Below are 22,018 nucleotides of genomic sequence, written 5' to 3' on the forward strand. Positions count from 1 at the left end.
CGGGGCTTTTTTTAAAGATCGCAGCCTTCGGCAGCTCCTGCAGGGTGTACATCGATCCTGTGTAGGAGCTGCCGAAGGCTGCGATTTTTTGCTTGTACGGCCTGACCCGTCACAACAATTGCCGGCAAAAAGCCTTGTGCTAATGGACGAGTGCGTTAGCATCCGTCCCCGAATTGGCGCGCCCGGGCTTTTTTTGCCCGTCTCTGTCGTTTTCGCGCCGCACACGCAATGGTTTTGGGGACTTGAAGATGAAGAAGTATCTGTCGATGCTGCTGGTCGGCGTCACGGCACTGGTTGCAGTCAATGCGGCGCAGGCCGGCGCTATCGATGACGCGGTCAAGCGCGGCTCGCTGAAAGTCGGCATGGACCCGACCTACATGCCATTTGAGATGACCAACAAACGCGGCGAAATCATCGGTTTCGAAGTCGATATCCTCAAAGCCATGACCAAGGCCATGGGCGTCAAGCTCGAGCTGGTCTCGACCGGTTACGACGGCATCATTCCAGCGCTGATGACCGACAAGTTCGACATGATCGGCAGCGGCATGACCCTGACCCAGGAGCGCAATCTGCGCCTGAATTTCAGCGATCCGTTCATCGTCGTCGGCCAGACCCTGCTGATCCGCAAGGAGCTGGAAGGCACCATCAAGTCCTACAAAGACCTGAACACGGCTGACTACCGCATCACCTCCAAGCTCGGCACCACCGGCGAAATGGTCGCCAGGAAGCTGATCTCCAAAGCCAAGTACCACGGCTACGACAACGAGCAGGAAGCTGTGCTCGACGTGGTCAACGGCAAGGCTGACGCCTTTATCTACGACGCGCCGTACAACGTTGTCGCGCTGAACAAGGTCGGCGCCGGCAAACTGGTGTTCCTCGACAAGCCGTTCACCTACGAGCCACTGGCCTTCGGTCTGAAGAAGGGCGATTTCGACAGCCTCAACTTCATCAACAACTTCCTGCACCAGATCCACGAAGACGGCACCTACGATCGCATCCATGATAAGTGGTTCAAGAGCACCGAGTGGCTCAAGGACATGGAATAACGCGCATCCGCTGATCGTTCCCACGCTCTGCGTGGGAACGCATCCTGTGGCGCTCCGCGTCACGAACAGGCAGGGACGCAGAGCGTCCCGAGCGGCATTCCCACGCAGAGCGTGGGAACGATCATCCGAGAACCTGCAATGAAACAGAAAAAAGCCCAATGGCCCTGGCACGTCCTCACCGTGCTGGTGCTGGTCGGCCTGGCCGGCGCGTTGTATTACGCGACGTCGCTGATGTCCTACGAGTGGCGCTGGAACCGCGTGCCGCAGTACTTCGCCTATCAGGCCGAAGAAACCCAGCGCGCCGCGGACATTTCCACGGTCACCGAGCTGGTGCGCAAGGGCGGCAGTGCCCAGGTCACGCTGCGTAACGATGCCGGTGACGAACAGCACCTGACGGTCGACGAAAACAGCCTGCAATTCGCTCAGGGCGACGATGTCGCTGAAGGCGACGTCGTGGGCGTGACCCGGCATTGGGCGGCAGGACCGCTGTTGTGGGGTTTGTGGACCACGCTTTGGCTGTCGCTCGTGTCCGGTGTTCTCGGTCTGCTGATCGGTCTGGTCACGGGCCTCTGCCGCCTGTCGAACAACCCGACCCTGCGCGACCTCTCGACGATCTACGTCGAACTGGTACGCGGCACGCCGCTGCTGGTGCAGATTTTCATTTTCTATTTCTTCATCGGCACGGTGATGAACCTGTCCCGCGAGTTCGCCGGGATCGCCGCGCTGTCGCTGTTCACTGGCGCCTACGTGGCCGAAATCATCCGTTCCGGCGTGCAATCGATTGCCCGTGGCCAGAACGAAGCTGCGCGCTCGCTGGGTCTGAGTGCCGGCCAGTCGATGCGCCATGTGGTCCTGCCACAGGCATTCAAACGCGTGCTGCCGCCGCTGGCCGGGCAATTCATCAGTCTGGTCAAGGACACGTCGCTGGTGTCGGTGATCGCCATCACCGAGCTGCTGAAAAGCGGCCGGGAAGTCATCACGACCTCGTTTTCGCCGTTCGAAATCCTGTTCTGCGTCGCCGGTCTGTACCTGTTGATCAACCTGCCGCTGTCGAAAATCGCCAGCCGGCTTGAGCGGAGGCTCGCGCAAAGTGATTGAAGTCCGCGATCTGGTAAAAGTCTTCGACACCCGTGGCCAGGTTGTGCGCGCTGTGGATAACGTCAGCACCAACGTCGCCAAGGGCGAAGTGCTGGTGGTAATCGGCCCGTCCGGTTCCGGCAAGTCGACTTTCTTGCGTTGCCTCAACGGTCTGGAAGAATTCGACTCCGGCTCGGTGAGCATCGACGGCCTGCAACTGGCTGACGCCAAAACCGACGTCAACGCCTATCGCCGCGAAGTCGGCATGGTCTTCCAGCATTTCAACCTGTTCCCGCACATGACCGTGCTGGAGAACCTCTGTCTGGCGCAGAAAGTCGTGCGCAAGCGCGGCAAGAAAGAGCGCGAGGCCAAGGCCATGGCGTTGCTGGAGAAGGTCGGCATTGCGCAGAAGGCCCACGAGTTTCCGTCACGCCTGTCCGGCGGTCAGCAACAGCGCGTGGCGATTGCCCGGGCGCTGGCGATGGAGCCGAAAGTCATGCTGTTCGATGAACCGACCTCGGCCCTCGACCCGGAAATGGTCGGCGAAGTGCTCGACGTGATGAAAAATCTCGCCGTGGAAGGCATGACCATGGTTTGCGTCACGCACGAGATGGGCTTCGCCCGGGAAGTGGCGGATCGGGTGTTGTTCTTCGATCACGGCAAATTGCTCGAAGATGCGGCGCCGGCGGCGTTCTTTGATGCGCCAAAGGATCCGCGCGCTCAGGCCTTCCTGCGCCAGGTCCTTTAACCGCAAAAAAAGATCGCAGCCTCCGGCAGCTACAGGGATATGTGTACACCTGTAGCTGCCGGAGGCTGCGATCTTTTGTTTTTGGGCTGTTAAACCTTGAAGCGGCCCACCAGCATCTGCAAATGCGTTCCCAACCGCGCCAACTCAACACTGGACGCTGCGGTCTCTTCACTCGCCGCCGAGGTCTGATCCGACACATCGCGCACGTTGAGCACGCTGCGGTTGATCTCTTCGGCCACGGCGCTCTGCTGCTCGGCAGCAGCGGCAATCTGCTGGTTCATCGCCTGAATCGCCGACACAGTGCGGGTAATGCTCTCCAGTGAGCCGCCGGCGCGCCGGGTCAGTTCGACGCTGCTGTCGGTGAGGCTGCGGCTGTTGTCCATGATCGTCGCCACTTGCTGGGTGCCGTTTTGCAGGCCGACGATCAACTCTTCGATTTCTTCCGTGGACTTCTGCGTGCGCTGGGCGAGGCTGCGCACTTCGTCGGCAACCACGGCGAACCCACGTCCGGCTTCACCGGCACGGGCCGCTTCGATGGCGGCGTTGAGAGCCAGCAGGTTGGTTTGCTGGGCGACCGACTTGATCACGTCGAGGACGCTGCCGATCTTGTCGCTTTCACGCTTGAGCTCGCCCATGGCTTCGGTGGAATGCCCCACCTCGAGCGCCAGACGTTCGATCTGGGCGATGGCTTCGCCGACAACCTTGTCGCCTTCGCGGGCCTGTTGGTCAGCGGCGACGGCGGCCTCGGAAGCCTCTTCAGCGTTGCGCGCGACTTCCTGAACGGTAGCGGCCATTTCGTTCATGGCGGTGGCGACCTGATCGGTCTCGACCTTCTGATTGTTGACCCCGGCGCTGGTCTGCTCGGTCACCGCCGAGAGTTCTTCGGCGGCGCTGGCGATCTGCGTGACGCCGTCGCTGATGCCGCCGATCAATTCGCGCAGGCCTTGGGTCATGCTTTGCATCGAGCGCTGCAACTGGCCAAGCTCATCGCGACGCAGGGACACCAGGTTGTGGGTCAGGTCGCCGGCGGCCACGCGTTCGGCGACTTTCAGGGTCTGGGTCAGCGGAATGATGATTTGTCGAGTGATCGCCCAGGCAGCAATCAGACCGAAGGCCAATGCCAGCGCAGTGGCGATCAGCAGCATGTTCTTGGCACGGGCGGCATCGGTGTCGCGCACCACGGTTTGCGATTCGGTGAGTTTTTTGCTGACCGACATCAGGATCTCGCCCTGAGCCGACATGTTGGCCAGGGCGGCGGTGTTCTTGACCTGCGAATCACGGAACTGGGCAACAGCAGCGCGGTAGGCCTTGAGCGAGTCGGTGGCTTGCTGCAGGTTGGCGATGTGCTGCTCCGGCACGCGGGTCGGCAGGCTTTCGAGGTTTTTCAGGGCGTTGTCGATGGCGGTCAGCGCCGGTTGCTCGGCATCGGCCTTGCCGCTGTAGGTGTAACCGCGCACCTGATAGCGCGCCTGCTGCAACAGTTTGCTCAGCTCGATCACCGCGTTGTACTGCGCAACGCTGTCGCCTTGCAGCAGCGCACTTTCGACTTCGCCGACCTTGGCCACAGCATTGTCAGCGTTGGCGCCCAGCTTGCTGCGTGCATCTTCACGCTGAACGGTGGCCTGGGTCATTTCGCCGAAAGCACGTTTGTATTCGGCGACCGCAGCGAGCTGTTGATCGACCATCGCCACGTCGGACGGCTGCTCGATCATGCCGCGTGCCGATTGCAGGCCGCTTTCGAGTTGGTTGAGGTATCCGTTGACCGCGCCCGGGCCCTGTTCGCCACGGCGCATGTCGTAGTCCATGCGTGCCAGGCGCAGGTCCTTGGTCAACTCATTGAGGCTGGAAATGAAACCGAGCTTGTCGCCACGGCTGATGATGCCGCTCATGCCGGTCCAGCCGGTGAAAGTGATCAACAGCGTCAGCAACAGCACCAGGCCGAAACCGATGCCCAGCTTGCGTTTGACGCTGACGTTTCCAAGACTCTCGGCTAACCAACGGTACATGCGACCACTCCCTTCGGACCACTCAATTGGACTTATAGGGGCTGTATCGGCTGGGTGATGGCAATCTGTAACGCCTTTTGTCCGACGCGGTTGCGTCAGAACAGGCGTGCAAGCAGGGCGGTAACGGCGGTTTCGACGCGCAGGATGCGCTCGCCCAGTTGCACCGGTTGCAGGCCGGATTTGGCCAGCAGATCGATTTCGTAGGGAATCCAGCCACCCTCGGGGCCGATGGCCAGTGTCACCGGTTCGCTCAGGGCGCGCGGGCAGGGTGGGAAGTTGCCGGGGTGGCCGACCAGGCCTAGGGTGCCCTCGGCGATCGCCGGCAAGCGATCTTCAACAAAAGGCTTGAAGCGCTTTTCGATGACGATCTCTGGCAGCACCGTATCGCGAGCCTGTTCGAGCCCGAGGATCAACTGCTCACGAATCGCTTCCGGCTCCAGAAATGGCGTCTGCCAGAAGCTTTTTTCGACGCGATAGCTATTGACCAGAATCACCTTGGCCACACCCATGGTCGCAACGGTCTGGAACACGCGGCGGAGCATTTTCGGCCGGGGCAGGGCCAGCACCAGCGTCAGCGGCAACTTGACCGGCGGCGGCTGGTCGAGGCTGACACGCAGTTCCGCTTCGCCTGCTTCCAGACGCAACAACTCGGCCGAACCCATCAACCCGTTGATGCGCCCGACGCGCAGGCTGTCGCCCACTTCCGAGCGATGCACTTCCTGCATGTGGGTCAGGCGGCGATCACCCAGGATTACGCGGTCCGCCGCAATGAAATCGGCCTCTTCGAGCAGCAGCAGGTTCATGCCTGGGTCGCTGGCGGCTGGTCGTTGTGGTCGTCGGCCGGGGTTTCGTCCGGGCGTTCGCGCTTGCTGACCAGCGCGCCGAAGAGAATGCCGATCTCGAACAGCATCCACATCGGTACAGCCAGCAGCGTCTGCGAGAAGATGTCCGGCGGGGTCAGGATCATGCCGACCACGAAGCAGCCGATGATCACGTACGGGCGGATCTTCTTCAGGTATTTGACGTCGACCACGCCGATCCACACCAGCAGGACCACGGCTACCGGGATCTCGAACGCCACGCCGAAGGCGAAGAACAGCGTCATGACGAAATCGAGGTAGCTGGCGATGTCGGTCATCATTTCCACGCCAGCCGGGGTGGCAGCGGCGAAGAACTTGAAGATCAGCGGAAAGACGAAGTAATAGGCGAACGCCATGCCGATGTAGAACAGCAGGATGCTGGAGATCAGCAGCGGCACCGCGACGCGTTTTTCGTGCTTGTACAGGCCCGGCGCGATAAAGCCCCAGATCTGATGCAGGATCACTGGAATCGCGAGAAACAGCGAAACCATCATCGTCAGTTTCAGCGGCGTCAGGAACGGCGACGACACGTCGGTGGCGATCATCGTCGCGCCGACCGGCAGGTACTGGCGCAGCGGCGTCGAGACGAAGGTGTAGATCTGCTGGGTAAACGCGAACAGCCCGGCAAAGATAATGAAGATCGCCGCCACGCAACGCAGCAGGCGGGTGCGCAACTCAGTGAGGTGCGATACCAGCGGCATGTGCTGGTCGTTTTCGGGGAGATCGCTCATGGGGCTCGCGGCGGCAGTGTAGGGTCTTGAGGCGCTGATGTAGTCGGCGCGGCGGTTTGGGCTACATGTTCAACCGAGGTTTCTGCGGGAGCCGATTCTGTCGGTGTTACAACAGGTGCAGGTGCAGGTGCAGGTGCAGGTGCAGTCGGAGCGGCAACACTGTGAATCGTCTGCTCGCCCACATGCTCAGGCGGCGTCGGCTCCTGCTGGTTCGGATTGAAAATCTTCCGCGCCTCTTGCTCCAGCGACAGAATATGTTCGTTGTGCAGTTGCCGACGGATCTCGTCGGCACCGATCTCACGCTCAACTTCCTGTTTGATCGCGTTGAAGCTGCGCTTCAGACGGCCGACCCACAGACCGGCGGTGCGCGCAGCGCCCGGCAGACGCTCGGGGCCGAGCACCAGCAGGGCAACGAGGCCGACGAGCAGCAATTCAGAGAAGCTGATACCAAACATTAGTCAGTGCTCACACGTCTTTGCGGATCGGCTCTTCGACTTTCTGCGCCTGCACGTCGATGGTGTGCGGCGGGTTGGCCTGGGCGGTGGTTTGCGGCTGCACCGGTGGCACTGGCTGGGCCGGCGGGGTCACGCTAGGCTCGGCCGGTTTTTCGTCGTCGTTCATGGCTTTGCGGAAGCCCTTGATCGATTCGCCAACGTCGGTGCCGAGGTTTTTCAGTTTCTTGGTACCGAATACCAGCACCACGACAATCAGAATGACGACCCAGTGTTTCCAGTCAAAAATGCCCATGTGGCGATTCCTCTCTAAAAATTGTTCAGGCGGACGGACGCGAGGCTTTCTCGACGTGTCCGGACAGGCCGAAGCGACGGTCCAGTTCATCCAGCACGGCCTGCGGATGCTGCCCCAGTTGGGCGAGCATGACCATGCTGTGGAACCACAGGTCGGCGGTCTCGTAGATCACATCACTGCAATCGCCGCTGATGGCGGCATCCTTGGCGGCAATAATGGTTTCGACCGACTCTTCGCCGACTTTCTCCAGAATCTTGTTCAGCCCCTTGTGATACAGGCTGGCGACATACGAGCTGTCGGCTGCTGCGCCTTTGCGCTCTTCAAGTACCTGAGCGAGGCGGGTCAGGGTGTCACTCATGTGTGTGTCCTGCGGAATAGATAGCGTGCGGGTCTTTCAGAACCGGGTCGACCGTTTTCCAGTCGCCGTTTTCGAAGACCCGGTAAAAGCAGCTTTGACGGCCGGTGTGGCAAGCGATGTCGCCGATCTGTTCAACCATGAGGATGATCACGTCGGCGTCACAGTCCAGACGCATTTCATGCAGGGTCTGCACATGGCCGGACTCTTCGCCCTTGCGCCACAGCTTGCCACGGGAACGTGACCAGTAGATTGCACGATTCTCCGCTGCGGTCAGTTCCAGCGCTTCGCGGTTCATCCAGGCCATCATCAATACGCGCCCGGTCTTGTGATCCTGAGCGATCGCCGGCACCAGGCCGTCAGCGTCCCACTTGATCTCGTCCAGCCAGTTTTTCATCTTCAGTTCCTGAAGCAGCTGCAAGCTATAAGCTTCAAGCTGCAAGTAAGGGCAGTGTCGCGTTTTGCCTGTCGGGCGGTTCAAGTCGCCGCCCCGTCGCTTGAGGCTTGCAGCTTATAACTTGCAGCTCAAACCTGCTATCGGCGAACGACCAGATACAAACCGACCGCGATCATGATTCCGGCGGGCCAGTGCGACCACTCGGTCAACGGGCCGCCCGCAGCGAGGATCGCGCCGCCGGCCAGATGCGCGCAGCCGAGCAGGCGCAGGAACCAGTCGTCCTTGCGTTTGCGCCACGGCGGCGGTGGGTCTTTGGCGTGAGGTTGCGACATGCGTTCGAGCAGGTCGCGGGCCATGTTCGACAGGTGCGGAATTTGCTCCAGCTGGCTCTGCACGTTGCCCAGCAAGGCTTTCGGGCTGACGCGTTCGCGCATCCAGCGCTCGAGAAACGGCTGCGCGGTGTTCCACAGATCCAGATCCGGATACAGCTGGCGACCGAGGCCTTCGATGTTCAGCAAGGTCTTCTGCAACAGCACCAGTTGCGGCTGCACTTCCATGTTGAAACGGCGTGCGGTCTGGAACAGGCGCATCAGCACCTGGCCAAATGAAATATCTTTTAACGGTTTTTCGAAGATCGGTTCGCACACCGTACGGATCGCCGCTTCGAATTCGTTGAGTTTGGTTTCCGCCGGCACCCAGCCCGAATCGATGTGCAACTGCGCCACACGGCGGTAGTCACGCTTGAAGAAAGCGAACAGGTTGCGCGCCAGATAATCCTGGTCTTCCGGGGTCAGGCTCCCGACGATGCCGCAGTCGATCGCGATGTACTGCGGGCTCCACGGGTTCACCGTGCTGACGAAGATGTTCCCCGGGTGCATGTCGGCGTGGAAGAAGCTGTCGCGGAACACCTGAGTGAAGAAAATCTCCACACCACGCTCGGCGAGCATTTTCATGTCGGTGCGCTGGTCGGCAAGGGTCGCCAGATCGGTGACCTGAATGCCGTAGATGCGCTCCATCACCAGCACTTTCGGCCGGCACCAATCCCAATAGACTTGCGGTACATAAAGCAGCTGCGAGCCTTCGAAGTTGCGGCGTAACTGGCTGGCGTTGGCCGCCTCGCGCAACAGATCGAGTTCGTCGTAAATGGTCTTTTCGTAATCCTGTACCACGTCGACCGGGTGCAGCAGGCGCGCGTCAGCGGAGAATTTCTCGGCGGCGCGGGCAAGAATGAACAGCCACGCCAGATCCTGCGCGATCACCGGTTTCAGGCCCGGGCGAATGACCTTCACCACGACTTCTTCGCCGCTTTTCAGCTGCGCCGCGTGCACCTGCGCCACCGAAGCCGAGGCCAGAGGGGCAACGTCGAAACGGCTGAACACTTCGCTGATTTTCTTGCCCAGCTGTTCTTCGATCAGCTTGATCGACACTTGCGAATCGAACGGCGGCACGCGGTCCTGCAGCAGCATCAGCTCATCGGCGATGTCTTCCGGCAACAGGTCGCGGCGGGTCGAAAGAATCTGCCCGAACTTGATGAAGATCGGCCCCAGATCCTGCAATGCCAGGCGCAAGCGCGCGCCACGGTTGAGCTCCAGCGGCTTGCGCGGCAGCCAGCGCCACGGCAGCAAAAAGCGCACGGCCAGAAGAAACCAGGGCAGCGGCAGATCGAACAGCAGGTCATCGAGGCGGTAGCGGATCACGACGCGCTGGATGCGCAACAGACGGCGGACGGCAAGCAGCTTCATGCGTTATCGCTTGGGTCGAGGGATCGGGAAAGGCGCTCGAAACGCGCCTCGAGTCGTTCCAGATCAAGTTTGATCCGGTCCAGTTCGCTGAATCGCGCCTCGGCTTCGCGTTGCCCGACGAGGGTGCGCGATTCTTCGGCGAGGTATTCGGCAAGATTCTGGTTGAGGCTGGCAAATCCTTGTTGATACCAGCGCGCGCGGCTGCGCAGATGGCCACCGAGCAGTTGCGTGGCGACCGGGCCGAGCCAGCGCGAGAGTTCGTACTCCCAGTCCAGCTCGAGGTCTTGCAGTACGCCGGCCAGTTCCAGCAACACGCCGCTGTTGCCATCGAGCTCGACTTCCGGTGCGTGCAGCACGGCGGTCTTGTCTTTGCTCAGGGCCAGTTTCACCAGGCTTGAGGCCGGTGCACGCAACGTGCAATCGACATCCGCTGCCCACTGCGAAGCCAGCATCAGGCCCTCATCGCTGGGCAGAATGAACAATTGCAGCGCCGGGCTGCGGCAGTCGACGGCAATCACCTTGCCGGTCAGATGCGCCAGGCGCGGCAGCGCCGTGCTGTCGAGACGCAGCACCCGGTTGAGGCCGAGTTCGACGCTGGCGAGCAGCCCGGTAAGCAACATCAGGGCTTGATGCCGCGGTGCAGGGCGACGATGCCTGCGGTCATGTTGTGATAGGTCACGCGGTCGAAACCGGCCTCGACCATCATCGACTTCAGGGTTTCCTGATTCGGGTGCATGCGGATCGATTCGGCCAGGTAGCGATAGCTTTCCGAGTCGTTGGTGATCAGCTTGCCCATCAGCGGCATGAAGGCGAACGAGTAGGCGTCGTAGGCTTTCGACATAAGTGCGTTGGTCGGCTTGGAAAATTCCAGCACCAGCAGGCGTCCGCCGGGCTTGAGCACGCGCAGCATCGAACGCAATGCGTCCTCTTTGTGCGTCACGTTGCGCAGGCCGAAGGCGATGGTCACGCAGTCGAAATGGTTGTCCGGGAACGGCAGTTTTTCCGCGTCGGCCTGGACGAATTCGACGTTGCCGGCAACGCCGAGATCGAGCAGGCGATCACGGCCGACCTTGAGCATCGATTCGTTGATGTCGGCCAGCACGACCTGGCCGGTGGGGCCGACGAGGTTCGAGAACTTGCGGGTCAGGTCGCCGGTGCCACCGGCGATGTCGAGCACGCGGTTGCCGCTGCGCACGCCGGAAAGCTCGATCGCGAACCGCTTCCACAGACGGTGCATGCCGCCCGACAGAAGGTCGTTCATCAGGTCGTATTTCGCGGCTACGGAATGGAAAACCTCAGCGACTTTTTCCGCTTTCTGGCTTTCCGGAACGTTTTTGAAGCCGAAGTGAGTGGTGGGTTCGGCATCGCTGCCTTTGCGCTGATCAGTCATATCGCTGTCACCAAAAGAGAATGCGCGACATTCTAATCCCCACGCCATGCTTTGTCTTGGAATGGCTAAAGGTAAGATGGGCAACCCTCGGGACGATTTGCCGCAGATGCGGTCAAGATTCAACGATAGCCATTCAATCATCAGGAGTCATTCCATGGCCAAAATCAGTGTTGAGCGCGCCCACAGCCTGGGCAAGGAAGCCGCCCGCGAGAAGGCCGACAAATTGGCCAAAAAGCTCAATGAACAATACGGCCTGGAGCCGCAGTGGTCGGGCGATACCTTGAACCTCAAGCGCTCGGGCGTAAAAGGCGAAGTGCATGTGGCGGACGATTCGATCCGGGTCGACGTCGAACTGGGCCTGATGATGTCGGCCATGAGCGGCATGATCAAAGCCGAGATCGAGAAGGCGTTGGATAAAGCCCTGGCCTGATTCAGGTTGAAATCCAGTCCCCTGTGGGAGCGAGCCTGCTCGCGAAAGCGGTCTTTCAGTCAAATTATCCGTGACTGACAAACCGCTTTCGCGAGCAGGCTCGCTCCCACATTTGTTTAATGATGCTCCCGCTGGTTAGGGTGCCCTTTCTAATTTTTCTGCCTACTTTGTGCCTGAGCCCGACACTCGTCCGGCAGTTCCTCAAACCTTCTGCGCGTGAGGTGCACCATGGCCAAAGTCATTTTGAAGAAAAAAATCGACGCTCCGACTTCCACTCTGAGCGACGTCAAATCCTATGCCCGCAAGATCTGGCTGGCAGGCCTGGGCGCCTATACCAAGGTCGGGCAGGAGGGCAGCGAGTACTTTCAAGAGCTCGTCGCCGCCGGTCAAACTGTTGAAAAGAAAGGCAAAAAAGCCGTCACCGAAAAACTCCTCGCAGCCAACGCCGAGATCGATGACGCGGCCACTCAGGTCAGCTCGTTCAAGGGCCGCGTTGAAGTTCAGCTCGACAAGGTCGAGAAGGCCTTCGACAACCGTGTGGCCAGCGCCTTGAATCGGATCGGCATTCCGTCTAAACATGACGTTGAGGCACTCTCTGCTAAGCTCGATGAGCTGACGGCATTGCTCGAACGCGTCGCGCGAAAATCTTAAGGAGAACGGGATGGCTGGCAAAAAGAACACCGATAAAGAAAGCAGCTCGTGGGTCGGGAAGGTCGAGTCCTACTCCCGCAAAATCTGGCTGGCTGGTTTAGGCGTGTACTCGAAGATCGACACTGACGGCAGCAAGCTCTTCGATGCATTGGTCAAAGACGGCGAGAAAGCCGAGAAGCTCACCAAGACTGCTGTCGGCAAGAAAGTCGAGGACTCGACCTCCTCGGCCAAGTCGCGCATCAGCGGCGTGAAGGACCGCGCCATGGGCAAGTGGGACGAGCTGGAAGGCGCATTCGACAAGCGTCTGAACAGCGCGATTTCGCGCTTGGGTGTACCGAGCCGCAACGAGGTCAAGGCACTCAACGCCAAGGTCGACACGCTGACCAAACAGATCGAGAAACTCACCGGTCTGAAAGCTCAGCCTGTGGCGGCGAAAACCGCTGCGGCGAAACCTGCCAGTAAAACTGCAGCGGCCAAACCTGCGGCGAAAACCGCAGCCAAGCCACTGGCCAAAGCGGCAGCAAAACCTGCTGCGAAAGCTGCGACCAAAACTGCGGCCGCCAAGCCTGCGACCAAAGCTGCCGCCAAACCGGTTGCCGCCAAAGCCGCTGCGAAACCGGCAGCCAAAGCAGCAGCAAAACCTGCGGCTAAAACTGCAGCGAAACCAGCAGCGAAGACCGCTGCCGCCAAACCTGCTGCGAAGCCTGCGGCCAAACCGGCTGCGGCGAAAAAGCCTGCTGTGAAAAAACCGGCCGCGCCGAAAGCCGCTGCGCCAAAACCGGCCGCTACGCCATCGACTGCTCCAACAGCCCCGGCCAGCGCGGCAAACTCCGCTGCGGCACCGACTGCGGCAGCCACCCCGACTGCAGCATCGACACCGTCGACCCCATCCAGTCAGTCCTGATTGCAGGGCAAATCAAAAACGCCCGGCCTGTGAAGGTCGGGCGTTTTTGTTTGTGGAGATTATCTCGATCACTGCAAGTCCCTGTGGGAGCGAGCCTGCACGCGAAAGCGGTGGATCAGTTACACAGGAATCAGCTGAAAGTTTGCATTCGCGAGCAGGCTCGCTCCCACATTGAATTGTGAGTAGGCGCAGCGCTCGGGTCAGTCATGATCCTCAAGGTATTGCAGCGCCATCCGCTCTGTCGCCACCTTCACTGGCGGCAGCAAATGCGGCGCCACCAGCATCATGATCTGATAAACCACCAGTCTCACTTCCCCCTCCCGATCAAGAATCCGCTGGTAATCCAGCGAGAACAACAACGTCATGGTCACCTGCTCGACAAGTTGACCCAACGCCTGGGTATCGCTGACCAGTTGCCCCGAAGCCTTAAGCCGCGCCAGCAGAGAGGCCAGCGTTCTCTTCAATGCATTGAGCAGATTGCGGATCCCCTTGGCCAGTTTCGGCAGGCGCCCGGCGAGGTTCGACAGGTCCTGGAACAGGAACCGGTATTGCGCCAGTCGCTCGACGATCAAATGCAAGAATAACCAGTAATCTTCCGGCGCAAGTTCCACGTTCGGCGGCGGGTCGAGCAGGGGCGCGAGTTCATGCTGGAAGCGTTCGAACAAACCGAGAATCAGCGGTTCCTTGCCGTGAAAGTGGTAGTAGAGGTTGCCGGGGCTGATCCCCATTTCGTTGGCCACCTCCATGGTGGACACGTTCGGCTCGCCCTTTTCGTTGAACAGTTGCAGCGCACATTCGAGAATCCGGTCGCGGGTTTTCATCCAGTCTTCTTAGAAAAATTCGGTTGAGCGTCAGCGCACATGCACATAGGTGCCGGGTGCCGCTTCCATCGGTGGATAGTTCGGATTGCCGAGGGTGGTGCGAGTCTCATTCAGGGCGCCCGAGCGCTGCGCGACCCATTCCAGCCACTGCGGCCACCAGCTGCCGTCGACGTGTTTGGCATCGTAGTACCAGGCACGCGGGTCGCTGCTCAGTTTGGCGTTCTCGACGTAGGCAGCTTTCGAGTTGCTCGGCGGGTTGAGGATGCTCTGCACGTGGCCGCTGTTGGACAGCACGAAGCGTCGCTCGCCACCGAGCAGCAGGGTCGAGCGATACACCGCGTCCCATGGCGTGATGTGGTCGTTCATGCCGGCGACGCTGAAGCTGTCGACGTTGACCTTCTGCAGGTCGATCGGCGTGCCGCACACCTCGAGGCCGCCCGCGTGGATCAGCGGGTTGTGCTTGAAGAAGTCCAGCAGATCGCCGTGCAGCGCCGCCGGCAGGCGTGTGTTGTCGTTGTTCCAGTAGAGGATGTCGAAAGCTGGCGGCTCCTTGCCCAGCAGGTAGTTGTTGACGAAATAGCTCCAGATCAAATCGTTGGGGCGCATCCAGGCGAAGACCTTGGCCATGTCGCGACCGTCGAGCACGCCTCGCTGGTACGAGCGTCGCTTGGCCGCTTCCAGTGTTTGTTCATCGGCGAACAGCGTGGCCGGGGTCTCGATCTGGCTGTCGAGCAGGCTGACCAGGTACGTCGCGCTGGCGACCCGGCGCAGTTGCCGTTTGGCCTGCAGATGGCCTTGCAGGGCGGCGATGGTCAGGCCGCCGGCGCAGGCGCCCATCAGGTTGACTTCCCGCGCACCGGTAATCGCCCGGCAGATGTTCATCGCTTCTTCGACCGCTTCGACGTAACTCGACAGGCCCCACTCGCGATGGCGCACATCAGGATTGCGCCAACTGATCATGAACGTCTGCAGGCTGTTTTTCAGGGCGTACTGGACGAAGCTGTTCTGCGGGCTCAGATCGAAGATGTAGTACTTGTTGATTTGCGGCGGCACCACCAGCAGCGGCTTGGCGTACTGCTTTTCGCTCATCGACTTGTACTGGATCAACTCGAACATTTCATTGCGAAACACCACCGATCCGCTGGTGGTCGCCACGGTTTTGCCAACCTCGAATGCTTGTTTGGTCACTTGCCGTGGCAGGCCGTCGTTGTGCAAAAGATCATCGAAAAGATGGCTCAGACCACGCACCAGACTCTGCCCGCCGGAATTGAACAACTCCTTGACCGCCAGCGGATTGAGCAGCGTGTTGGATGGCGCCACGGCGTCATTGAGCAGGGTGAAAGCGAAGTGCGCACGGGCGCGATCTTCAGGGCTCATGTCGCCCTCATCGATCCAGCTCTTGACCTGTTTCTGCCAGGCCAGATACGCCTGCAGACTGCGCCGGTAAAACGGGTTGAGGCTCCACGCCGGATCGGCGAAGCGGCTGTCTTGCGGATTGGTCGGGTGCAGGGTTTCGCCGAGCAGTACGCGGCCCAACTGCCTGCCAAGCTTCAGCGCGTGCCTGGCGCTGTGCAAAGGATTGCGCAAGCCGTGGGCGGCGACGCTGCGCAGTGTCGACAGCAGGTCCCTGCCACGCAGACCGGCGATCGCACTCTGGGCGTTGATAAACACGGCGGGGCTGGGCACCACGCCCGTCGCTGGTTTTTCGCGCATGACTCAACACTCCTTCGTCTTCAGGGCAAAAACTCACTCACCGAACCAGAACACCATAGACGCTGTTACCGGTTGCTGCCTGCGCGGCGTCCTGCCGCGCGCTTGATTTGAAAAGTGCTGCATAAAGCAGGCCGCCGCGATCAGCCGCCCAGCGGCGTCGGATGCGGATGCATGACTGCGCGCAGACGCTCCTCTTCGAGAAACTTCATGATGATCGGCGCCACCGCTTCGGCGCGGGTAATCAGGAACAGATGGCCGTCATCGATGATGTGCAGCTGCGCGTTGGGAATGCGCCAGGCGAGCATGCGCATGTTGATCAGCGGAATCAGCGGATCGTCATCGCCGGCCAGCACCAGCGTCGGCTGATGGATCTTGTGCAGCCAGTGGATGCTGGTCCAGCCGAGGCCGGCGAACAGCTGCCAGTAGTAACCGAGCTTGCCCGCCGAGCGCACTTTCGCCGCATGGCTGGCCGCCAGCGTCGGGTCGCGGCGGAACGAGCCGCCGTAGATCATCGGCGCGATGCGAATCACATGGGATGGCTGAATGTAGCGGCGCGGGCTGGCCATCATCCACAGCACTTTCGGCTTGCCCGGGACCATCACCGCACCGGCCGCGGTCGCCGCCAGTACCAGCTTCTTGCAGCGCTCGGGGTAGTCGTAGGCGAACTGCTGCGCCAGGGCGCCGCCCCACGACACGCCAATCACATTGACCTGACCGTAGTCGAGATAGTCGAGCATCCGCGCCGTCAGTTTGGCCAGGCCGGGGAAGCGATACGGCCGGTTCGGCGTCGACGAGCCGCCGACCCCGGGCACGTCGAAGGCGATCACTTCCAGATCCGGGTCGAGCGCTGCGACAAACGGAAACACCAGCTCCAGGTTGGCGCCGATGCCGTTGAAGATCAGCAGAGGCGTCAAATGAGGCTTGCCGGGACGCACCGCCGTGCGGAGGGTCTGGCCATCCAGATCGACGGTGCGGAATATGAACGGTTGCGGCATGGGTCAAACCCTTCGGGTCAGTTGGGAGCAGCTGCAAGCCGCAAGCTTCAAGCAGAACCCGCTCAGCTTGTCGCTCGCAGCTTGAAACTTGCCGCTATCTCTCATGTACGTAAGTGCCCGGCGAAGCCTCGCCCGCCGGGTACGCTTTGTTGCCCAGTTTCGTCGGGGCTTTTTTCAGGTTGCCCGAGCGCTCGGCCAGCCATGCCTGCCAGTACAGCCACCAGGAATCGGTGTGCTTGGTCGAGTTTTCCTGCCAGTCATCGGCAGTGGCGGCCATCTCTTCGCCGGTCATGTAGCGCGACTTCGGATTGCCCGGCGGGTTGAGAATGCTCTGGATATGGCCGCTGCTCGACAGCACGAATTCGACTTTGCCGCCGAACAGCTGCGCCGACTTGTAGCAGGACTTCCACGGCGTGATGTGGTCGTTGGTGCCGGCCAGCGAGAAGATATCGGCGGTGACCTGCCTGAGGTCGATCGGCGTGCCGCACACTTCCAGTGCATTGGGGCGGATCAGTGGATTGTTTTTGAACATCTCGATCAGGTCGCCGTGGAACGCAGCGGGCAGGCGGGTGGTGTCGTTGTTCCAGAACAGGATGTCGAACACCGGCGGCTCGTTGCCGAGCAGGTAGTTGTTGACCCAGTAATTCCAGATCAGATCGTTGGGGCGCATCCAGGCGAAGACCTTGGCCATGTCTTTGCCTTCGAGCACGCCGGCCTGATAGGAGTGGCGCTTGGCGGTCTCGAGGGTCTGCTCATCGACGAACAGGGCGACGTCGCTGTCCAGGGTGGTGTCGAGCACGCTGACCAGCAGGGTGAGGGCATTGACCTTGTTCTCGCCGAGCGCGGCGTAGTGGCCGAGCAGGGCGGTGCAGGTGATGCCGCCGGAGCAGGCGCCGAGCATGTTCACGTCTTTGCTGCCGGTGATCGCGGTGACCACGTCGACCGCTTCCTTCAGCGCTTCGATGTAGGTCGACAGACCCCATTCGCGCTGGGCCTTGGTCGGGTTACGCCAGCTGATGATGAAGGTCGGCACATTGTTGCGCAGGCAGAAGCGCGCCAGGCTTTTGTCCGGGCTCAAGTCGAAAACGTAGAACTTGTTGATCTGCGGCGGCACCACCAGCAGCGGGCGTTCGTGGACTTGCTCGGTGATCGGCCGGTACTGGATCAGCTCCAGTACGTCGTTGCGGAACACCACGGCGCCCTCGGTGACGCCGAGGCTCTTGCCGACCTCAAACGCGCCCATGTTGACCTGGCTCGGCATGCCGCCGTTGTGCACAAGATCCTTGGCCAGATGCGAGAGGCCATCGAGCAGGCTTTTGCCGCCGGTTTCGAAGAAGCGTTTGACCGCCGCCGGGTTGGCCGCCGTGTTGGTCGGCGCCATGGCTTCGGTCATCAGGTTGATGACGAAATGCCCGCGCGCGATGTCTTTGGGGGACAGGCTGCTGTCATCAATCCAGGCATGCAGTTCCTTGCGCCAGGCCAGATAGGTTTGCAGATAACGTTTGTACAGCGGGTTCTGGCTCCACGCCGGGTCGGCAAAACGGCGGTCGTCACCGGCCGGTTGCAGCGCGGATTTCCCCAGCAGCACGTTCTTCAGTTCGAGGCCGAAATGGGTCACGTGCCTGACGCTGTGAATCGGTTGTCTGATGGCCTGTTTCAGCACCATTCGAGCAGAGGCCAGCAGATCCTTTCCGCGCAGCCCGACGACGGGGTTAAGCCCCAGGGTGTTTTCCGAGGCTTGGTACTTCAGGTCATCGTTATTCTTGTCACTCATCTACGACGCTCCATTGTCCTGAGACGAGTACCCGGTTTCACGCTGTCGCTTCCACAGCCAATGCCGGGTACTACTGCTCGGGTGACCGTTGATTCTGCATAGCTGCTTTACAGTCGTAGAGCACTGCAGGGAACTTGCCAGCTCCATTGGTTACCCGAGTTTAATTTTTTTCGCAAGCGGCCCATCCTGGGCTGCGTGAGCGGAGCATTCAAACAGATGAAGTTAGAAAATGCCCTCTAAAGAGCAAGAGCCACGGGCTAGAGCATCAGCTTGACGAACGACTCGTTCGGATCGCGGGATTTTCCGGCAGCACGCAACTCGGCCAGATAATCGTCCCAGAGTTCTTTCTGGCGTTGGCCGAGTTCGTAGAGGTATTCCCAGGTGAACAGGCCGCTGTCGTGACCGTCGTCGAAGGTCAGTTTCAGTGCATAGTTGCCAGCCGGTTCCAGCTTGCTCAGACCGACGTTGAGCTTGCCGAATTGCAGGATCGGTTTGCCGTGGCCCTGGACCTCGGCGGAGGGAGAGTGCACGCGCAGAAACTCGGCGGGCAGAGTGTATTCCTCGCCGGACGCGTAGGTGAGCGTCAGGGTTTTCGAGGCTTTGTGCAGTTTGATGTCGGTGGGAATCATGAAAAACAGCCTTTAGCTGCAAGCTACAAGTTGCAAGCTTAACTCAGCTTGCCGCTTGTAGCTTGTAGCTTGCCGCTCTACAGAATGTAGCGGGACAGATCTTCGTTCTGCGCCAATTCGCCGAGGTGGCTGTTGACGTATTCGGCGTCGATCAGAATCGCCTTGTCATCGTGGGCGCTGGCCAGGTCGCCGGCGCTGAACGACACCTCTTCGAGCAGACGCTCAAGCAGGGTGTGCAGGCGACGGGCACCGATGTTCTCGGTCTTCTCGTTGACCTGCCAGGCGATCTCCGCCAGACGCTTGATGCCCTCGGGCTGGAACTGGATGTTCAGGCCTTCGGTTTTCAGCAGCGCGCAGTATTGCTCGGTGAGCGAGGCGTGCGGTTCGCTGAGGATGCGTTCGAAGTCTTCCGGGCTCAGCGCCTTGAGCTCGACGCGGATCGGCAGACGGCCTTGCAGCTCCGGCACCAGATCGCTCGGCTTGCTCAGGTGGAATGCACCGGAGGCGATGAACAGGATGTGGTCGGTCTTGACCATGCCCAGCTTGGTGTTGACGGTGCAGCCTTCGATCAGCGGCAGCAGGTCGCGCTGTACGCCTTCGCGGGAGACATCGGCGCCGCCGACGTTGCCGCGCTTGGCGACCTTGTCGATCTCGTCGATGAAAACGATGCCGTGCTGCTCGACCGCTTCCAGCGCCTTGGCCTTCAGCTCTTCCTCGTTGACCAGACGCCCGGCTTCTTCATCGCGCACCAGTTTCAGTGCTTCCTTGACCTTGAGCTTGCGCGACTTCTTCTTGCCCTTGCCCATGTTGGCAAACAGCGATTGCAGCTGGTTGGTCATCTCTTCCATGCCCGGCGGCGTGGCGATTTCGATGCCGGAAACTTCGGCGACTTCGATCTCGATTTCCTTGTCGTCCAGCTGACCTTCGCGCAGGCGCTTGCGGAACAGCTGGCGGGTATTGGAATCGGAGCTCGGCGCTTCTTCGTTGCTGAAGCCCATGCGGGCCGGCGGCAGCAACGCGTCGAGGATGCGGTCCTCGGCGGCGTCTTCGGCGCGGTGGCGTACGCGGGTCATTTCCTGCTCGCGGAGCATCTTGATCGCAGCATCGGCCAGATCACGGATGATCGACTCGACGTCACGACCGACATAACCGACTTCGGTGAATTTGGTCGCTTCGACCTTGATGAACGGCGCATTGGCCAGTTTCGCCAGGCGACGGGCAATCTCGGTTTTACCGACACCGGTCGGGCCGATCATCAGGATGTTCTTCGGGGTCACCTCAACGCGCAGCTCTTCAGGCAGCTGCATGCGGCGCCAGCGGTTGCGCAGGGCAATCGCGACGGCGCGCTTGGCATCGTCCTGGCCGATGATATGGCGGTTGAGTTCGTGGACGATTTCGCGGGGAGTCATGGACATAATAATTGACGGTCCTCAAGCAGAGACAAGCCGTGGCACACGGGCCGAAACAGGCTTATTCAGCGAGATCCTGCTCCTCAATGGTCTGGGTGTGGTTGGTGAATACGCAGATGTCGCCGGCGATGCCGAGGGCGGTTTCGACGATCTCGCGCGCCGACAGGTCAGTCTTTTTCAGCAGGGCGCTGGCGGCAGCCTGCGCGTAGGCGCCGCCGGAACCCATGGCAATCAGGCCATCTTCGGGTTCAACCACGTCACCGTTGCCGGTGATGATCAGCGAGGCATCCTTGTTGGCAACCGCGAGCATCGCTTCGAGACGGCTCAGGGAGCGGTCGGTGCGCCATTCTTTGGCGAGTTCGACGGCGGCGCGGATCAGGTGGCCCTGATGTTTTTCGAGCTGGCCTTCGAAGCGTTCGAACAGGGTGAAGGCGTCGGCGGTGGCACCGGCAAAACCGGCGATGACCTGGCCGTGGTACAGGCGACGAACCTTTTTGGCGTTGCCTTTCATCACGGTGTTGCCGAGAGAAACCTGGCCGTCGCCGCCCATGACGACTTTGCCGTGGCGGCGGACTGAAACGATGGTGGTCAAGGGAAGAGTCTCCACGCAGCGGGGCGAAAATGCCTTATGCCCATTCATATGGGGGTGCTGGAGGGGATTTCAACCGGCAGGGACGATGGGAGACGAATGGTGTGTGTGATGACGGTGGCGAGGGGATTTATCCCCGTTCGGCTGCGAAGCAGTAGCGAAACCATCATTTGCGGTATGCCTGCTGCACCGCAATGGCTGGTTTCAGGGCTGCTCCGCAGCCAAACGGGGATAAATCCCCTCGCCACAAAGTTTGAAGGTCACCTGCAAGTTGCAGCTGACCTCTGAGAGCCTTAGCGGCTCTGGCGTTGTTGTAACAACAGGTTGCTGAAGCCGGCACCGGCCAGTTGTTTCTGTGCCGTGGTCAGTTGTTCACGGTTGCTGAACGGGCCGACCAAGACGCGGTACCAGGTTTCATCCTTGACCGTACCGGACTCCACCGCGACGGCTTGGCCGAGCAGAATGATCTGCGCACGCACCTTGTCAGCATCGGTTTCCTTGCGGAACGAACCGGCCTGGAGGAAGAACTTGGTCACTGGCGCGGCCTTGCTCACTGGCGGCGCTGGCGGCGGCGTGATCCCGGCCAGAGCCGCCTGCGCCCGTGCGGTGTCGATCTTCGCCGCTTCGGCCGGGGTTACCGGCGTGGTCGGGATGGCCGGCACTTGCGGCGTCGGCAGGGTCTTCTCCGGTACCGCGTCCGGCGGCACGATCACTTCCGATTCCGGCAGCAAGGTGTAGAAGTCGTACTTCGGCTTCACCGGTTGCGTCGGGCTCGGCGGGGTCTTGTTGGCCTCGGCGATCTTCGACGCTTTCTGCTGCTGCTCGACCTTCTCGCGCTTGACCGTGTCGCTGCCCTTGCCCGGTTCCAGTTTCATCAGAAACACGATGAACGCGCCGACGGTCAGGCCGATGGCCATCCACAGCCAGCCCGGAATCGGTTGTTTCGCCGGGGCCTGATAGCGACTGGCGCCGCGTTTGGGTGCAGGTTTTTTCTTGGCAGCCAA

At 60.7% G+C, this 22,018-nt stretch carries 24 protein-coding genes and 1 pseudogene; 6 read left to right on the top strand and 19 right to left on the bottom strand.

Features of this window, described 5'->3' with window-relative positions:
• The first annotated feature begins 248 nt into the window (after positions 1–248).
• The 3 genes from ACZ0AZ_RS10720 (at position 249) to ACZ0AZ_RS10730 (ending at position 2,871) form a co-directional block, all read left to right on the top strand.
• The gene (locus ACZ0AZ_RS10720; RefSeq protein WP_039756640.1) at positions 249–1,046 is read left to right on the top strand and encodes a transporter substrate-binding domain-containing protein; all 798 of its coding nucleotides are present in this window, start codon (positions 249–251) and stop codon (positions 1,044–1,046) included.
• 138 nt (positions 1,047–1,184) lie between these two features.
• Positions 1,185–2,144 carry an amino acid ABC transporter permease gene (locus tag ACZ0AZ_RS10725; RefSeq protein ID WP_310404181.1) on the top strand — a complete coding sequence of 320 codons (960 nt, stop codon included), beginning with the start codon at positions 1,185–1,187 and terminating at the stop codon, positions 2,142–2,144.
• Positions 2,137–2,871, top strand: a complete 735-nt coding sequence (locus ACZ0AZ_RS10730) for an amino acid ABC transporter ATP-binding protein (RefSeq protein ID WP_129998276.1) — start codon at positions 2,137–2,139, stop codon at positions 2,869–2,871. Before ACZ0AZ_RS10725 ends, ACZ0AZ_RS10730 begins: the two co-directional genes overlap by 8 nt.
• An 89-nt stretch (positions 2,872–2,960) precedes the next feature.
• Here the strand turns inward: ACZ0AZ_RS10730 and ACZ0AZ_RS10735 are convergent, their stop codons facing one another.
• From ACZ0AZ_RS10735 to ubiE, 11 genes and pseudogenes are all read right to left on the bottom strand, one after another.
• Entirely contained in the window at positions 2,961–3,833 is an 873-nt protein-coding gene (locus tag ACZ0AZ_RS10735; protein ID WP_372339873.1) for a methyl-accepting chemotaxis protein, read from the bottom strand.
• Positions 3,816–4,877 (bottom strand): annotated as a pseudogene (locus ACZ0AZ_RS10740) (methyl-accepting chemotaxis protein); the annotation flags it as partial. The pseudogene ACZ0AZ_RS10740 and the gene ACZ0AZ_RS10735, both read right to left, overlap by 18 nt.
• Before the next feature lie 95 nt (positions 4,878–4,972).
• Positions 4,973–5,680, bottom strand: coding sequence for a 16S rRNA (uracil(1498)-N(3))-methyltransferase (locus tag ACZ0AZ_RS10745; protein WP_129998274.1), 708 nt, complete (start codon positions 5,678–5,680; stop codon positions 4,973–4,975).
• Positions 5,677–6,468 carry a twin-arginine translocase subunit TatC gene (tatC, locus tag ACZ0AZ_RS10750; RefSeq protein ID WP_016772075.1) on the bottom strand — a complete coding sequence of 264 codons (792 nt, stop codon included), beginning with the start codon at positions 6,466–6,468 and terminating at the stop codon, positions 5,677–5,679. Before tatC ends, ACZ0AZ_RS10745 begins: the two co-directional genes overlap by 4 nt.
• Entirely contained in the window at positions 6,465–6,923 is a 459-nt protein-coding gene (gene tatB, locus ACZ0AZ_RS10755) for a Sec-independent protein translocase protein TatB (protein ID WP_463570892.1), read from the bottom strand. The genes tatC and tatB overlap by 4 nt, the downstream gene beginning before the upstream one ends.
• A 10-nt stretch (positions 6,924–6,933) precedes the next feature.
• Complete coding sequence (locus ACZ0AZ_RS10760; RefSeq protein WP_016772073.1) at positions 6,934–7,215, bottom strand: twin-arginine translocase TatA/TatE family subunit; 282 nt, start codon at positions 7,213–7,215, stop codon at positions 6,934–6,936.
• A gap of 25 nt (positions 7,216–7,240) precedes the next feature.
• Positions 7,241–7,573, bottom strand: coding sequence for a phosphoribosyl-ATP diphosphatase (locus ACZ0AZ_RS10765; RefSeq protein WP_003220849.1), 333 nt, complete (start codon positions 7,571–7,573; stop codon positions 7,241–7,243).
• Positions 7,566–7,967, bottom strand: coding sequence for a phosphoribosyl-AMP cyclohydrolase (gene hisI / locus ACZ0AZ_RS10770; RefSeq protein ID WP_007899278.1), 402 nt, complete (start codon positions 7,965–7,967; stop codon positions 7,566–7,568). The genes ACZ0AZ_RS10765 and hisI overlap by 8 nt, the downstream gene beginning before the upstream one ends.
• Before the next feature lie 137 nt (positions 7,968–8,104).
• Positions 8,105–9,709 carry a ubiquinone biosynthesis regulatory protein kinase UbiB gene (gene ubiB / locus ACZ0AZ_RS10775; protein ID WP_129998273.1) on the bottom strand — a complete coding sequence of 535 codons (1,605 nt, stop codon included), beginning with the start codon at positions 9,707–9,709 and terminating at the stop codon, positions 8,105–8,107.
• Complete coding sequence (locus ACZ0AZ_RS10780) at positions 9,706–10,329, bottom strand: ubiquinone biosynthesis accessory factor UbiJ (protein WP_039756653.1); 624 nt, start codon at positions 10,327–10,329, stop codon at positions 9,706–9,708. The genes ubiB and ACZ0AZ_RS10780 overlap by 4 nt, the downstream gene beginning before the upstream one ends.
• Positions 10,329–11,099 (bottom strand): bifunctional demethylmenaquinone methyltransferase/2-methoxy-6-polyprenyl-1,4-benzoquinol methylase UbiE, encoded by a 771-nt coding sequence (gene ubiE, locus ACZ0AZ_RS10785; protein WP_016772069.1) that lies wholly within the window; start codon positions 11,097–11,099, stop codon positions 10,329–10,331. Before ubiE ends, ACZ0AZ_RS10780 begins: the two co-directional genes overlap by 1 nt.
• Positions 11,100–11,253: 154 nt before the next feature.
• On the opposite strand from ubiE, the gene ACZ0AZ_RS10790 reads away from it, so the two are divergent.
• The 3 genes from ACZ0AZ_RS10790 (at position 11,254) to ACZ0AZ_RS10800 (ending at position 13,084) form a co-directional block, all read left to right on the top strand.
• Positions 11,254–11,529, top strand: coding sequence for a polyhydroxyalkanoic acid system family protein (locus ACZ0AZ_RS10790; RefSeq protein ID WP_129998272.1), 276 nt, complete (start codon positions 11,254–11,256; stop codon positions 11,527–11,529).
• A gap of 228 nt (positions 11,530–11,757) precedes the next feature.
• Complete coding sequence (locus tag ACZ0AZ_RS10795; RefSeq protein ID WP_039756657.1) at positions 11,758–12,180, top strand: phasin family protein; 423 nt, start codon at positions 11,758–11,760, stop codon at positions 12,178–12,180.
• 10 nt (positions 12,181–12,190) lie between these two features.
• Positions 12,191–13,084 carry a phasin family protein gene (locus tag ACZ0AZ_RS10800; RefSeq protein ID WP_310404161.1) on the top strand — a complete coding sequence of 298 codons (894 nt, stop codon included), beginning with the start codon at positions 12,191–12,193 and terminating at the stop codon, positions 13,082–13,084.
• Between the two features lie 200 nt (positions 13,085–13,284).
• Here ACZ0AZ_RS10800 and ACZ0AZ_RS10805 read toward each other — a convergent pair whose 3' ends face one another.
• The 8 genes from ACZ0AZ_RS10805 to ACZ0AZ_RS10840 form a co-directional block, all read right to left on the bottom strand.
• Positions 13,285–13,905 carry a TetR/AcrR family transcriptional regulator gene (locus ACZ0AZ_RS10805; RefSeq protein WP_039756659.1) on the bottom strand — a complete coding sequence of 207 codons (621 nt, stop codon included), beginning with the start codon at positions 13,903–13,905 and terminating at the stop codon, positions 13,285–13,287.
• Positions 13,906–13,935: 30 nt separating this feature from the next.
• A complete protein-coding gene (gene phaC, locus ACZ0AZ_RS10810; protein ID WP_463537352.1) occupies positions 13,936–15,618 on the bottom strand; it encodes a class II poly(R)-hydroxyalkanoic acid synthase in 1,683 nt (560 codons plus the stop codon).
• A gap of 140 nt (positions 15,619–15,758) precedes the next feature.
• Complete coding sequence (gene phaZ / locus ACZ0AZ_RS10815; RefSeq protein ID WP_016772063.1) at positions 15,759–16,613, bottom strand: poly(3-hydroxyalkanoate) depolymerase; 855 nt, start codon at positions 16,611–16,613, stop codon at positions 15,759–15,761.
• A 94-nt stretch (positions 16,614–16,707) separates the two neighbouring features.
• On the bottom strand, positions 16,708–18,387 hold the full coding sequence (phaC, locus tag ACZ0AZ_RS10820; protein ID WP_310404155.1) for a class II poly(R)-hydroxyalkanoic acid synthase: 1,680 nt from the start codon (positions 18,385–18,387) through the stop codon (positions 16,708–16,710).
• Positions 18,388–18,644: 257 nt separating this feature from the next.
• Entirely contained in the window at positions 18,645–19,016 is a 372-nt protein-coding gene (locus ACZ0AZ_RS10825; RefSeq protein ID WP_310404153.1) for a gamma-butyrobetaine hydroxylase family protein, read from the bottom strand.
• Between the two features lie 77 nt (positions 19,017–19,093).
• A complete protein-coding gene (hslU, locus tag ACZ0AZ_RS10830; RefSeq protein ID WP_122693250.1) occupies positions 19,094–20,431 on the bottom strand; it encodes an ATP-dependent protease ATPase subunit HslU in 1,338 nt (445 codons plus the stop codon).
• Between the two features lie 55 nt (positions 20,432–20,486).
• Positions 20,487–21,017: an ATP-dependent protease subunit HslV gene (gene hslV, locus ACZ0AZ_RS10835; RefSeq protein ID WP_007968352.1), complete on the bottom strand. Its 531-nt coding sequence runs from the start codon at positions 21,015–21,017 to the stop codon at positions 20,487–20,489.
• 290 nt (positions 21,018–21,307) lie between these two features.
• Complete coding sequence (locus tag ACZ0AZ_RS10840) at positions 21,308–22,018, bottom strand: SPOR domain-containing protein (RefSeq protein ID WP_016772059.1); 711 nt, start codon at positions 22,016–22,018, stop codon at positions 21,308–21,310.

The organism is Pseudomonas sp. AC239, from assembly GCF_979258545.1.